The sequence below is a fragment of the Actinacidiphila guanduensis genome (assembly GCF_900103985.1).
Taxonomy (GTDB): domain Bacteria; phylum Actinomycetota; class Actinomycetes; order Streptomycetales; family Streptomycetaceae; genus Actinacidiphila; species Actinacidiphila guanduensis.
This window is the reverse complement of record NZ_FNIE01000001.1, coordinates 592747-605199: the sequence shown is the minus strand read 5'-3', so window position 1 is coordinate 605199 and position 12453 is coordinate 592747. Positions and strand designations below refer to the sequence as shown.

The 12453-nt window shown below is 71.8% G+C and carries 10 protein-coding genes and 1 CRISPR repeat array; of the genes, 6 read left to right on the top strand and 4 right to left on the bottom strand.

All coding sequences use genetic code 11. From position 1 onward, the window contains the following. The first annotated feature begins 1 nt into the window (after position 1). Complete coding sequence (locus BLR33_RS02590; protein ID WP_245771100.1) at positions 2-664, top strand: CBS domain-containing protein; 663 nt, start codon at positions 2-4, stop codon at positions 662-664. Positions 665-801: 137 nt separating this feature from the next. Here BLR33_RS02590 and BLR33_RS02585 read toward each other — a convergent pair whose 3' ends face one another. Further along, on the bottom strand, positions 802-1704 hold the full coding sequence (locus tag BLR33_RS02585) for a universal stress protein (RefSeq protein ID WP_093782551.1): 903 nt from the start codon (positions 1702-1704) through the stop codon (positions 802-804). A gap of 440 nt (positions 1705-2144) precedes the next feature. Between BLR33_RS02585 and BLR33_RS02580 the strand changes: the two genes are divergently transcribed. Next, positions 2145-2993 carry an SMP-30/gluconolactonase/LRE family protein gene (locus BLR33_RS02580; RefSeq protein ID WP_093782550.1) on the top strand — a complete coding sequence of 283 codons (849 nt, stop codon included), beginning with the start codon at positions 2145-2147 and terminating at the stop codon, positions 2991-2993. Between the two features lie 119 nt (positions 2994-3112). Here BLR33_RS02580 and BLR33_RS02575 read toward each other — a convergent pair whose 3' ends face one another. Continuing rightward, entirely contained in the window at positions 3113-5791 is a 2679-nt protein-coding gene (locus BLR33_RS02575) for a caspase, EACC1-associated type (protein WP_093782549.1), read from the bottom strand. A 5-nt stretch (positions 5792-5796) separates the two neighbouring features. Next, positions 5797-6195, bottom strand: a complete 399-nt coding sequence (locus BLR33_RS02570) for an effector-associated constant component EACC1 (protein WP_093782548.1) — start codon at positions 6193-6195, stop codon at positions 5797-5799. 339 nt (positions 6196-6534) lie between these two features. Here BLR33_RS02570 and BLR33_RS34970 point away from each other — a divergent pair, with 339 nt between their 5' ends. The 4 genes from BLR33_RS34970 to BLR33_RS02555 all read left to right on the top strand — a co-directional run bounded on the left by BLR33_RS34970 (position 6535) and on the right by BLR33_RS02555 (position 10985). Continuing rightward, a complete protein-coding gene (locus BLR33_RS34970) occupies positions 6535-6819 on the top strand; it encodes a hypothetical protein (protein WP_176930084.1) in 285 nt (94 codons plus the stop codon). Then, positions 6812-7363: an RNA polymerase sigma factor gene (locus BLR33_RS02565; protein ID WP_176930083.1), complete on the top strand. Its 552-nt coding sequence runs from the start codon at positions 6812-6814 to the stop codon at positions 7361-7363. Before BLR33_RS34970 ends, BLR33_RS02565 begins: the two co-directional genes overlap by 8 nt. After that, positions 7360-8130, top strand: a complete 771-nt coding sequence (locus BLR33_RS02560; protein WP_093782546.1) for a helix-turn-helix transcriptional regulator — start codon at positions 7360-7362, stop codon at positions 8128-8130. Before BLR33_RS02565 ends, BLR33_RS02560 begins: the two co-directional genes overlap by 4 nt. A gap of 968 nt (positions 8131-9098) precedes the next feature. Continuing rightward, the gene (locus BLR33_RS02555) at positions 9099-10985 is read left to right on the top strand and encodes a sialidase family protein (protein ID WP_093782545.1); all 1887 of its coding nucleotides are present in this window, start codon (positions 9099-9101) and stop codon (positions 10983-10985) included. A gap of 547 nt (positions 10986-11532) precedes the next feature. Then, positions 11533-11802: direct repeats of the CRISPR family, unit length 27 nt; unit sequence GTGCTCCCCGCACGCGCGGGGTTGGTC. Between the two features lie 92 nt (positions 11803-11894). On the opposite strand, the gene BLR33_RS02550 is transcribed toward BLR33_RS02555, so the two are convergent. Further along, positions 11895-12353, bottom strand: a complete 459-nt coding sequence (locus BLR33_RS02550; protein ID WP_093782544.1) for a MarR family winged helix-turn-helix transcriptional regulator — start codon at positions 12351-12353, stop codon at positions 11895-11897. Positions 12354-12453 lie beyond the last annotated feature (100 nt).

Here is a 12453-nt window from a genome sequence, read left to right as displayed (position 1 = left end):
CGTGTCCGCAAAGAAGTCCACCGTCGAATCCGTGATGACCTGCCAGGTCGTGGCTCTGGATCCGGGCGCCCCGTTCCGTACGATCGTCGAGACCATGGACCGGTTCGATGTCGGCGCGCTGCCGGTGCTCGCCGGCGACGGACGGGTGATCGGCGTCGTCTCCGAGGCCGACCTGCTGCCCAAGGAGGAGTTCAGGGCGCGGCGCCTGGCCGCCGCCGACCGGGACAGGCGCGAGGACGCGCTCGCCAAGGCCGAGGCGGGCACCGCCGGCGAACTCATGACGGCGCCCGCGGTGTGCGTCCCCGCCGACGCCACCGTCTCCGAGGCCGCCCGGATCGTCGCCCTGCGGAAGGTGCGCCAGCTGCCGGTGATCGGCCCGACCGGTAGGCTCGTCGGCATGGTCGGCCGGCACGACCTGCTGAAGGTCTTCCTGCGGCCCGACGGCGAGATCGCCGACGAATTGCGCGAGGAGGTCGTGGACGTCCTGTTCCCCGAGGAAGCCGGCATCGAGGTCCAGGTGCACGACGGCCGGGTCACCCTGCGCGGCACCGTCCGCGACATCGGCCTGGTGCCGGTCGCGGCCCGCATGGCCCAATCGGTCGAGGGGGTCGTGGACGTCCACGACGAACTCACCGCGAAACCCCGCGGGACCGCGGGTCCGTGACGGCCGCTCGCCGGCCTGTCCGGTCGGCCGGGCCGCCAGGCGTGGGACTTCGGACCGCCCCGCCGCTTCGGTGAGGCCGACGTCGGCCGGCCACAGAGGGGATGTCAACGCCGTCCGCCCACAGGGGAGTTGTGCCGTCAGGCGGCGTCGGGAACGGTCGTCCCGGACTCCGGGGCCGCGGTCTGCTCCGGCTGCGGGACCACCGCCACCGGGCACTCGGCGTGGTGCAGCAGCGTGTGGCTGACCGCTCCGAGCTGCAGCCCGACGATCCCCGCGCGGTGCCGGGCCCCGACGACCATCAGGTCGCTGTCCGAGGACGCGTCGATCAGGAAGCCGCGCGCCCGTCCCTCGGGGGTCTCGCGGTCCACCGCCACTGCCGGGTACGCCTGCGACGGCACCCGCACCGCCTGGTCGAGAACACGCCGGGCCCCGACCTGCTCCGGCGGCATCCCCCCGGCCTCCTTGGCTGCGGCCGGCCGGCGCCAGGCGCGCAGGGCCGTCAGTGCGGCCCGGCGCACCTGCGCCTCCTCGAACGCGAACCCGGCCGCCGCGGAGTTCAGCCCCGGGTCACCCACCCCCAGGGTGACCCGCCCGCGGCCGCCGGCCACCGCTGCGGGCGTGCCGCGCACCACCACGACCGGGCAGGCGGCCCGGGCGGCGACGGTCAGGACGGTGGAGCCGAGGAGCATCGCCGCGACCTCACCATGGCCGCGGTCACCCATCACCACCGCTCCGGCGGTCTCCGCCTCCTCCAGCAGGGCCGCCACCGGGTCGCGGCCGACGATGCGGCCCGATACCTTCACCCCCGGCGCCAGGCGGGCGGCCCGCTCGACCGCCGACGCGAGGACGTGCTCCGCGAACAGGTGCTCGGACGGCCGCCCGGAACCGAACCGCGGCGTGACCCGCTCGTAGTACTCCCACAGCGACGCGTGCACGACCTCGACGGGCAGGTCCCGGCGGGCGGCCTCCGCGAGCGTCCAGTCGAGGGCCCGCAGGCTCGCGTCCGATCCGTCGACACCGACGACCAGGGGATTCCTCATGACGGCACCGCCTCCCGACCGGCTTCCCAGGCCTTTCTCCCCACGACACCACAGTGTCGGCCCGCCGCCCAGAGCCGAACGGCCCCGCACACGGCATGAGCGCGCTGGGGGAGCCGGGTCACCCCCCCGTCCGGGGCGGCAGTCGGCGTTGCGCAGGAGCGGGCGGCTGGTGGAGCCGAGAGCCACGCGGCCGGCGGATCACGCGGCTGCAGCGGCGTGCCGGATCTTTGACGAGCCTCGCTTCGTTACAGTCTGCCGCCGTCCGAAGTGCCGCACCCCGCCTTGCTGAGGGGCCGACGGCAGCACGCCTCGGCGACACGATTCCGCGGCGATGACTTTCGCCGTGCGGGGCCGTCTCAAGGCCGTCTCAAAGCGGAAGGGGCCGCCGCCTCTCCGCGCAGACCGAAAACCAGCCCGCCCCGTCGATCGAGGAGCCTTCCGTGTCCGCACTCCGTACTCTCACGACCGGCCTCGTCCTCGGCGAGTCGCCCCGCTGGCACGAGGGCCGCCTGTGGCTGTGCGACTGGGGTGCGCACGAGGTGGTGGCCGTCGACCTCCACGGCCGCAGCGAAGTCGTCGTCCGCGTACCGTCGTTCCCGTTCTGCATCGACTGGCTGCCGGACGGCCGCCTGCTCGTCGTCTCGGGCGGCGACCGGCTTCTGCTGCGCCAGGAGCCCGACGGGTCGCTGGTTCCCCACGTCGACCTCGCCGGCCTGTGCGACCGCCCGTGGAACGAGATCGTCGTGGCCGCAAACGGGAACGCCTACCTCAACAGCATCGGCTACGACATGATGGCCGGTGAGGCTCCCTCTCCCGGCATCCTCGCCCTCGTCACCCCGGACGGCTCGGCGCGCCAGGTGGCCGACGACGTCGCGTTCCCCAACGGGATGGCGGTGACGCCCGACGGATCGACGCTGATCCTCGCCGAGTCCCACGCGAGCAGGCTCACCGCGTTCGACATCGAGGGCGACGGCGGCCTGTCGAACCGCCGCGTCTGGGCCGCCCTCGACGCCGCCGCCCCGGACGGCATCTGCCTCGACGACGAGGGGGCGGTCTGGTACGCCGACGTCCCCAACAAGCGCTGCGTCCGGGTGGAGGAAGGCGGCAGGACACTGCAGACTGTCGAACTCGACCGCGGATGCTTCTCCTGCGCACTCGGGGGCGACGACGGCCGGACCCTGTTCATGACGGCGGCACGGTGGACGGGACCGCAAAGCGGGGCGGACGCGGCACGCACCGGCCAAGTGCTGGCGACGAACGCGCCCCGCCCGGGCGCCCGTCGCCCCTAAGGAACAGTCAGCCTTGTGCTCCTCACGGCAACCAGTGGTCGCAGCGCCCGGGTTGACGAACCCGTTCGGCCTGCGGCGTTCGACGGCGGTTGCCTTCACGGTATGGAGGTCGCGGCCGATCAGCCGGTGGTGTCGTTGCCTGCCGTGAGACCGGAACGGCGGAGGAGGGGGAAGTACGCCGCCCCCGGCGGATGTTCCAGACCGAGCGACTCCGCAAGCTTCCTCGCCCTGCCGCCGAGCCGGAACGCATAGCAGCGCAACGCGTACGCGGCCTCGTCGGGGAAGTCGGCGCCGTGCAGAGCGGTGACAGCGTCGACCAGGTGGTCGATCTCGTCCCACGATCCGCCCCTGATCACGACTCGCGTGAGGTCGGTCAGGTCCCTGCGGCGAAGGGACAGCGTCAACTCCAGCCGCTGAGCGGGGTCGAACCAGCAACGCGCCGCCTGCCCCGCCAAGTACAAGGCCGCGTCCCCCCGGCCGAGGTGCTGCAAGGCGGCAAGCGTGAGGGCCAGCGCAGCGGGGAGTGGGGCACGTTGGGCCACGGTCCGTAAGTCGGATGTGCGCAGCGTGGGGACGCGCCCGTTGACCGGGAGCCCGCGATCGAGCAAGTAGGCCCGCAGCGCGAGGGCTTCGGGAATTCTCTGCCGCTCCATCCAGGCCGACCGAGCGGCGAGGTCCTCCGAACCTCTGCCGGCCTCGTAGGCGAACAATGCGATGAGGTCCAGATGGCTTCCGGTGGTGCGCAGTTGTTCCAGCAGCGCGGCGAACGCCTCGCCCGATGCGGTGCCGAGCAGGGCGAAGGCGCCGTGGTAGCGCCCGTCCGCCAGGAACGGTTCTCTGAGCAAGGCGAGTTGAGCCGATGCCGGCTGCCGGGCGAGCACGGACAGCAGCCGGTCACGATCACGTTTCCGGTCCTCCGTCTCCAACCGTTCGAGCAGCCGGGCGACGTCGTGCGGCGGCAGCCGGGCCGTCTCGTCGAGCAGCGCATTCGCATCCACCGGCCGGCCGATCTCGCGCAGGCTGTCGATGAAGTCGACCACGGTCTCGACAGGATTGGCGCGGGTCGCTGTCAAGAGCAGTGGGACGCAGTCCTCACCACGGCCCTGCCGGTACAGGGCCTCGGCGAGTTCGATCACTCCCGCCGGCGGCAGTGTGACGCCGGATCGCCGCAGAACGGCCGACGCGTAGGGGCCCAGACCCGCAGACCCCAATTCCGCGCAGAGCTCGGCGAGGCTTTGCAACGCGGCGGACGACGACGCTGCTTGCGGGGCAATTGCGTCCTCGACCCGCGCCTCGAGTATCGCGACGGCGTCCTCGCCGTGGCCCGCCTCGTGCATGGTCTCCAGGAGGCGGACGAGTGCCGGCACAGGGCGTCGCGCCACGGCCTCCTTGACCCGAAGGTAGAGGGCGAATGCCCGATCCTGCTGGCCGATGGCCAGGAGGGAGTCGGCCAACCGCCCCGACTCCACCGCAGACTCCGTCGGCGCGGCGGTCAGCACCCTGTCGGCCTCCGGCTCGAGCCCGGCGGACCAGAGCGCACCTGCGAGATCGAGGACGTCCTCGGTGCTGCGCAGCCGCGCGGTCCGCTGGGTCAGAAGGCGGTCGGCCTCCGGTGCACGACCGGCGGAACGCAGTGCCCTGTACGTGGCCGCGACGACATCGACGGGCTGCACGGCGGCGTGGCGCAACACCCTTTCCACGTCCGCCGGTTCGTCGTCCACGGCATACAGCGCGTCGAGATAGTCGGCGACGGCCTGCGGGCCGCGGCCGGCCAAGGCCGCGTTCACCGTGTCGGAGGCCGACACGTCCTCCTGCGCACTGAAGAGAGCCGCCACGGCGGCCACTTCCTGAACGGGGCGGCGCCTTGCCCATTCCCGCAGGAGGGCGTCGGCAGCATCGGCGCCGCCCGCGCTCCTCGACCCTGCGACCTCCCGGACGAGTTCGCGGGGCGTCCACGCCGGCAGCGCCACCGGCTCTTCGGCATCACGCGGACTTGCTCCGACGTCCTCGGAGGCGGCCGGCGGCGGGTCAGCCAGGTACCTGTTCCTGGCGAACGCGAGCGTACGGCCGGTATTGCTGAGGCGCTGCTGCGGCAACGGACGCCCCTTGGCACGGAGTTCGCCGTACAGGTGCTCGTAGACGTGAGTGGCTTCGAGCAACTCCCCGGCGTCGGGCAGTCCGTTCTCCAGCAGACGGATCAACTCGCCGGTGAAAGCGGTGTACGTCTCGCCGGGCGGCGACAGCGCCTGCCGGGTCGCCGAACTCGCGGTGAGGAGATACGAGCCGGCGATCCGGGTCTGTTCCGCCACCTGCACCCCCATGGCGGGGGTGCCCATGCCGCCTTCGAACGCTCGCCCCCCGTAGCAGCAGTCCAGGATGACGACACGGTTGACATTGCGCCGGCTGCTGAGCACTTCGCCTCGGACGGCGCTGAAGTCCAGTGCGGTATAGGACCGTTCGGGATCGGTGGCGGGGAGCGCCAGCAGGAGGCCGTTGACGTCGGGGTGGGCCAGCCCGTGCCCCGCGAAGTAGACCATCAACGTGTCCTCGGCCTTCTGCGCCGCGTCGTGAATGGCGTCGAGGACCTGCTCCCGGGACTTCGGCTCCGGCAGCAAGGCGCAGTGCCCCTCCGGCAGGCCCCAGATCGTGGCGTCGGCGAGCAGCGCTGCCAGCTTCGTGAGGTTGTTCGTGACCGCCGGTAGGCCCCCGAGAGAGGCGTTGGCGTAGCTCGCGCATCCGATGAGGACCGCGTACGAACGGTGCGGGTCGGGCAGCTCCAGGCCCGTGTTCGGTTCCATAGCGGTTACTCGGAGGACCGCGCACTGCTGTCAGGGGCGGGCAGCGGTTCCGGCGGGGGCACCGCGAGCACCGCCAGGATGCGTCGTACGTCGTCATCCGTGGCGTGCCGCACGGTCACGGACAGGCCGTCGGAGGCGCGCACAAAGGTGAATCCCGCGCCGCCTCGGCCGTCGCCTCTCGAGCGATACCACGAGACGAACTGCATCACCAGCCCCGCGGCAGCTGTCGACTGGCCGAGAACGACCTGGATGACCTCCAAGGCTCCCATCGCGCCCGGACGTTCAGCGGCGGCCGTGCCCAACCGGACCTCCTCCGGCCCGTCCTGATCGTCCTTCAGCCAGCGGAAGAAGTCGTGCAAGGCAGGAACGTCCTCGTCGCTCTCCGCCCGGATCTCCACCTGCATCTGGAATCGCTCCTGCCTCCGGCCCGCTGGCGCTCCGACTCGCCTGCAGACATGGTGCCATCCAAAGCATCACGCCGCCCCTCGGCCGCCGGTCACGGCTGAGACTGCCGGTGCCCGGGCAGAGTCCGCGGAACATCGGAGCCTACGGCCCCAGTTGCCCCCCTCCTCCCGACCTCGACGACGTCCTCCGAAGGGCGCCGCAGAGCGACTCCCCCGCCCCGGTCCTGGTGACCGGCGTGTGCTGTCGGTGGCGTCTGCCGTCGCGGCTACACGTTCCGGTCCGTGAAGCCCTTATGTCTGGCAGATGGTGAGCGCCGGGACATCGGGATGGGAGGGGCGATGCATGATCAGGTGGCGGGGCTTTCCGGATCAGGACTTCTGGTGATGCTGGGCATGGTTGTCGGTGGATTGCGTCGCGGCCGCGGACCTGGTCTGTGGACGGCGGCGCGGGAGTTGGCGCACTCGTTCGGCGCGGTGTGGATGGAGCGAGCGCACCGTAAGACCATGGTCGTCGTGTTGGACCGTGTTGCAGAGGGGGGACGGATCCGCGTGATCGACGGTGCGGGCATGCATCGCTGCTATGAGGTCGACCCCCGGCCGAGTCCCAGGCGGGACGATGAATGAGCCAGGAGGGCGTCGTGCCGAACTCGACGGGTCCGGTCACAGAGGTGAGGAGCCAGCCGGATTCGAGGAATTCTTCCGCCACTACGCGCCCGTGGTACGCCGGTACTTGCTGTGGCGGGAGGCGGAAACCGCCGTTTTGGACGATACCGTGCAGCTGACCATGATGAGCGCCTACCGCTACTGGGAACGCGTGCAGTACATGGATCCGCCGACCGGCTGGTTGTTCAAGGTGGCGGGCCAGCGCCTGCAGGACGTCCGGCAGAGCGATCAACGCCAGCGCATGGTGCAGGACGCGGTGCGCAAGGCCGCTCCAGCAGCCTGTCCCGACCCCATGGTCGTCAGCGACCAGCGCTTGGACGTGCTGGCCGCAGTCCGCAAGTTGCCGCCGCGCCAGCAGGAGGCGCTTGCACTGCGGGAGCAGTTCGGACTGCGCTACAAGGACATCGCGGAGGTGATGGGCGTGGCGCCCGCTACCGTCCGCGCCCACATTCATCAGGCGCACCAGACGCTTCGTATGCTGCTGGGTGAGGGGGAACAAGGATGAGCATCCGCCGACGCCTCAGTGAGGCGGCGCAGGCCGTGGACGAGTTGTACTCGGATCCTGCCGCAGCCGCAGGCGAGTACGAGCGATTCCGGGCAGCCCTGCTCGCAGAGCGTAATGCAGCTCCCTCCGGCGCCGGGGCGGACCACGAGGGCGACGCCGCTACCGGGACGGCTCTCGGCGATTCGCCCGGGCTGCTGTTCGTGGACATGGATCTGACCCTGGTCTCGGCGTCGGTGTCGGCGCGACGCTGGCTCGGTCGACTGCGCAGTCCTTCTGCCGGGACACTGTTGCCGGACGCCGTGACCGATGTCGCCCGTCGGCTTCGGGAGGGCGACCCTGAGGGGCCGTCGAGCGAGCACATAGTGCGGCAGTTGGAGGACGGGACTCAAGTCGACATCCATGCATGGATGGTGCCTCGGGGAGACAGCGGGAGCCGCATGGACGCTGCGATCGCCGTTGCCATCGGCGTCGCGGACCCGGCGACTGCAACGGAATACCTGCTGGGCGGGTATGGTCTGACGCGACGTCAGAACGAGGTGGCCTACCTGATCCTGCTGGGCCTGTCCATCGGCGAGATGGCGCGGCGCCTTGATCTGACGGAGTCGACGGTGCGTGAGCACATGAGGGCGCTTTTTGCCAAAGTGGACTGCAGTAGTCGCAGGGAGTTCGCCGAAATGGTCTTCATGCTTGCCTTTCTGACGCATCTGTCCGGCGAGCCCCTTCCGCCTGCTCCGCATGAGCCGGTTCCACCCCCTCCTGCCGCGTGACGCGGCGTCCGCCGGCCGCAGCCGCACCCGTGGCAGAGGCGCCGACCACGTTGCCCGGCATGTTCTCGTCACCGTTCCAAAGGACCTCGGGTGATTCCGGCGCCCGGTAACGGCCCGACCTGGCTTCGATCTTGGGTTGGGGGTGGGTTGCAAGGGCGGGCGCCCATGTCGACGGCGAAAGCGTGATCGGACAGGACAGCGAGCAGTCGTGGTCTCGTCGGAGGAGCAGGGCGGAACATGGCAGCCGGGGCGGCGTAGGACGGGAGCGCAGGCTGAGGAGCGAAGTGCCGCTCTCATCGCCGGGAGGCCCGGGCGCATTGTGTGGATCTCGCCGAGCGGTCGGGCCCTGCTTGGAGTTCCTGAGCGGCGCCTTTGTCATCCTTGCCGCCCTCCTCGAACTCGGCGGCCGGCGCCGTGCACCCACCTGCGGCGAGAATCGGCCAGGCCAGGGGTGATGCCCGCCGCTCTCGTCCCCAGCCCGGCGACCACCGCCAGCGCGGCTCCCTGGCTGACCGCGAAGCCGGGATGCTCCTGAGTCGGTGCGGCGCCGCTGTCCTTGCCGCCGGCGCAGTGCGGCATTCCGGCGAGGAGCGCCACCAGGGGACATGGCCTCCTTCCGCGCGATCCACAATCAAGCCGGTGCGAGCGTGCGTGCCGTCCGGGTCGGTGGCCGGTGTGGTTGCCCAGAGGGGCCGTCCGTACGGCCTTGACCATCCCGGATGGCCCCTGCGCCCCGAATGGGCGTCAACGGTCGGACGAGCCCAGCGTCGGGGCCATCTCCTCGGCGCCAGATGGAGTTTGCTACGGAGAGGCAGGTCATTGAGCGGCCGCAGGACCATTACGCTCCGAACCTTTGACACGTCGCGGGAGTCGAACGGCGCCTCGACGATGACGGCCGGCCGGCCGCGCGGTCCCTATGGCCCATCAGGACCGGCCCCGCGGTGGCCTGGGCGGAGGAGGGCACACCAATGACACGTCCCCGCGAGGACGGTGCAGACCGCACACCGAGGCAGGCGCGTACCGGCGAGGCAGCCGGAGGACCGTCCGCCGCGCAGGCGCGGACCGCCGCTCCCGGCAGCGCCGCCGCGGCCGAAAGACCCGACGGCGGGCGGCCCGCACGAGCAGATCCGGCGTGCCGGACGCCCACCGAATTCGGCGCGGCCTCGCCGGCCGCCCCCCGAACCGCCCCGGTGCTCCCGGCGGCGCCCCGCCTCGCCCGGCGCCGCCTGCTCGCCGCAGGCGGCCTGTCGGCCGGAGCGCTGCTGCTCGGCGTGCACCCGGCCGTCGCGCGGGGAATCCGCCAAGGCGCCCCGTCCATCGGGGAGTTCGCCGAGAGCGTCGTCTGGGCTCCCGGCGAGGACGGGGTGGTGGAGCACTTCCTCTACGGGCTTGCCGTCACGCCGCGCGGGACCGTACTCGCCTGCTCCGAGGCGCGGTTGGCGGCGGCCGACACCGGGGCGCACCACATCACCGTCAAGCGCAGTACGGACGGCGGGGCCACCTGGTCCTCCTCCCAGTTCGTGGAGGAGAGCACGAACGGCGCGTGCTGGGCCAACCCCACGCTGGTCACAGACCCCTCGACCGGCCGGGTGACGCTCTTCTACGCGCTGAACGACGCCAACGACACCAGCCGCGTCTTTTTCCGGGGCAGCCGGGACGACGGGCGGACCTGGTCGGCGCGCACGGAAGTGACCGGGCTGTTCGCCGACGACCCGGCGGGGCGCCCCTTTCACCTGCCCGGCCCCGGACACGGCATCGCGCTGCGGGACGGCCGCCTCGTGCTGCAGGTCTGGCACCGGCAGTCCATCGACCACCCCGCCGAACAGCGGCAGTACGGGGCGAGCGTGCTGGTCAGCGACGACCACGGAGCGACCTGGCAGGCAGGCGGGCGCATCCCCGTCGACCCGGTCCACCCGGTGAACGAGGCGCGGCTGTTCGAGCGCGCGGACGGCGCCCTGGTCCTCGACGGCCGCTACTCCAGCGGCGGCGTGCACCCGCGGATCAGGGCGGTCAGCACGGATCGCGGCCGCAGCTGGGCCCCGCCGGTGTTCGACACGGCCGTGCGCAGCTACACCGCGGTCGACTCCGGGCTGGTGCGCCTGACCGGCGGGCACGGCCGCCCCGGCGTGTCCCGCCTGCTGTTCAGCCGCCCCGACAGCACCACCGCCCGCGAGAACATGACCGTGGCCGTCAGCTACGACGAGGGCCGCAGCTTCCCGTACGAGCGGGTCGTGTACGCGGGGGTGTCGACGTACTCCGACCTCGCCCACCTCCCCGACGGCACCGCGCTTCTCCTCTACGGCAAGGACACCTCGACGGGTCACTCCGTCGACCACGTCGCCCTGGCTCGCTTCGACCTCGCCTGGCTGACCGGCGGCCGGGACAGCCTGCGCACCGGCCCCGCCTGGCACCAGCAGCGCTTCGACGCGGCAGCCCTGCCCGTCCTACGGCGCCGAAGCCTGTGCACCGCACGCGTCGCCGACCCGTACACCGCCTCGGGCCACGGCCTCCTCCTGCGTGCCTCGACCCCCGGCGCGAGCGCCGACTTCCGCCTCGACGTCGAGCGCCCCGGTCGCTACGAGCTGGTGCTGCGCTGCAAGGCCAGCCCTTCCACGCCCCCATTGAGCGTTGCCGTGGACGGCGAGGCGGTGGGCCCAGCGGTCGCCGCGGCGCTCCCGGACGGCACGGGGTACACCGAACTCCCGTGCGGGGGTTACCGATTCGCGGGCCCCGGCCCGCACACGCTGTCGCTGACCGTGGCACCGGTGGGAGGGGGAGCGGGGGTGCGTGCCGCGCCGGGCGGAACGTCGGCGGGGCTCGGCATCGAGCTCGACTATGTGGCGCTACGGGCCTGACGGGGGTGGCCGACACCGAAGGACGACTTCTTGAGCGCCTGTACGGCCCTCGGCGGTGCGTTGGGTACGGGCGGCTGCACGGCTTCTCCAGCGTCCGCGTGCGTACGGGCGGCTGCGTGCAGATGGCTGCACCGGCCTCTCCAGCCCTTGCGTGCGCTGCCGTGGCCATCCGTTGCGCCGCGTATCACCAGCACCTTCCCGTGATCACGCGGCCCCGGGAAGCCGCCGACCTGTCCCATGCCCTGTCCGAGGTGGAGCCGACCCGGCGCTTCACCACCGAGCGCCCCAGCTACCCGGAAGCCGAGTAGCCGGCGGTGGAACCCACGGCTGTCGAGCACCGCTGCCGCGGGGCCCATCGGAATGGGGCTGGGCGCAGGGCTGAGGTGGCGAGGGTTCTCGTGCCGCGCAGCCGCACTTGCCCAACTCGACGTGGCAGAGCCTCCACTCACGGCCTCAGCCGAGCCAGCGCCCTCGAAGCGGCGTGTACGGCCCGAGCAAAGTGAGTAAAATCGGCGACTGGCTCCGCCAAAACCCCAGCTCATCTCCTGTGCTCCCCGCACGCGCGGGGTTGGTCCCATCCTCGTACGGCCACTCTCCGCCGGCTTCGTGTGCTCCCCGCACGCGCGGGGTTGGTCCCCCCTGCGCGTCCCATGGGCACTGGCGCCACGCGTGCTCCCCGCACGCGCGGGGTTGGTCCTCGTCGCCTCGGACTTGGCCGACCGCAACACCAGTGCTCCCCGCACGCGCGGGGTTGGTCTTCGGAGGCACGCCGTACGCCGCCGGGCGGCTCGTGCTCCCCGTGCCCGCGGGGGTGGTCCTGCAGCCGAAGCCGCGCGGCCGTGCGGGCGGACTTCGCCGCGCCGCCGAAGCGCCGGCGCCTCGGCCCGGGCGCCGCTCTTCGGGCGGCTCTCAAGCCGGTTGCGGATTGTGGCTGTCGAGCAGCTTGGCCAGCAGGGACTGGAGCTGTTGTCGTTCGGCGGCGTCCAGGCCGGCGAGCAGTTCGGCTTGGACCGCGTCGGCGTGCCGCTGGAGTTCTTCGAGGTGCTGCTGTCCGGCCGCGGTGAGGGTGACGACATTGCGGCGTCGATTGGCGGGGTCGGCCTGCCGGTCGACCTGGCGGCCGCCCTCCAGGCGGGTGAGGATGCCGCTGACGTCGTTGCGGTCGAGGCCGAGGCGGCGGCCGATCTCGGCCTGGCTGAGCGCCCCGTACTCCTCCAGTGCCGCCAGGACGGCGAAATCGGCGCGCGCACTCAGCGGCATGCGCTGCGCGGTCAGCCGGGCGCCGAGCGTCGACACCTTGTTCGCCTGCCAGCTGGCGAGCTCACGCAGCCGGGCCGGTGGTTGCAACGCGTGATCCGTGTCCGCCATGTCCCCATCCTAACCGTTGGCCATCCCAACACGCAGCTGCTATGTTGGGATAACCAACGTTGGCCTGGCCAACATGTGAGCGAGGTCAGTGGAGGACCGC

Excerpts from the sequence above, each read along its gene's own strand:
- BLR33_RS02560 (WP_093782546.1), top strand. The coding sequence starts at position 7,360 with ATGAGCATCCGCCGACGCCTCAGTGAGGCGGCGCAGGCCGTGGACGAG.
- BLR33_RS02565 (WP_176930083.1), top strand. The coding sequence starts at position 6,812 with ATGAATGAGCCAGGAGGGCGTCGTGCCGAACTCGACGGGTCCGGTCAC.
- BLR33_RS02575 (WP_093782549.1), bottom strand. The coding sequence starts at position 5,791 with ATGGAACCGAACACGGGCCTGGAGCTGCCCGACCCGCACCGTTCGTAC.
- BLR33_RS34970 (WP_176930084.1), top strand. The coding sequence starts at position 6,535 with ATGCATGATCAGGTGGCGGGGCTTTCCGGATCAGGACTTCTGGTGATG.
- BLR33_RS02555 (WP_093782545.1), top strand. The coding sequence starts at position 9,099 with ATGACACGTCCCCGCGAGGACGGTGCAGACCGCACACCGAGGCAGGCG.
- BLR33_RS02585 (WP_093782551.1), bottom strand. The coding sequence starts at position 1,704 with ATGAGGAATCCCCTGGTCGTCGGTGTCGACGGATCGGACGCGAGCCTG.
- BLR33_RS02570 (WP_093782548.1), bottom strand. The coding sequence starts at position 6,195 with ATGCAGGTGGAGATCCGGGCGGAGAGCGACGAGGACGTTCCTGCCTTG.
- BLR33_RS02550 (WP_093782544.1), bottom strand. The coding sequence starts at position 12,353 with ATGGCGGACACGGATCACGCGTTGCAACCACCGGCCCGGCTGCGTGAG.